The organism is Allobosea sp. ASV33 (genome assembly GCF_016428755.1).
GTDB lineage: Bacteria > Pseudomonadota > Alphaproteobacteria > Rhizobiales > Beijerinckiaceae > Allobosea.
The window spans coordinates 1-316 of record NZ_JAELTI010000286.1 but is presented as its reverse complement, the minus strand read 5'-3'; the positions used below and the strand labels follow the sequence as shown (position 1 = coordinate 316).

At 71.5% G+C, this 316-nt stretch carries 1 protein-coding gene; it reads right to left on the bottom strand.

The features are described 5' to 3' along the window. Positions 1 to 134 precede the first annotated feature (134 nt). A partial coding sequence (locus JHD80_RS27615; RefSeq protein ID WP_199093806.1) for a hypothetical protein occupies positions 135 to 316 on the bottom strand: 182 nt, incomplete at its 5' end.

Here is a 316-nt window from a genome sequence, read left to right as displayed (position 1 = left end):
CGGGCATCACCAATCCAGACCTGATCTGGAAACACGGTCGATTTCACATCGCGCAGGTTCGCCTGCGGCCGGAACTCTACAAGCTCACCGTCGATTTCGAGAATCTGGTCTGCACGCGGGGCGATCGCTGTCTCTTATACACATCTCCGAGCCCACGAGACTCTAGGCGCGATCTCGTATGCCGTCTTATGCTTGAAAAAAGGGGGGGGGGGGGGGGGGGGGGGGGGGGGGGGGGGGGGGGGGGGGGGGGGGGGGGGGGGGGGGGGGGGGGGGGGGGGGGGGGGGGGGGGGGGGGGGGGGGGGGGGGGGGGGGGGG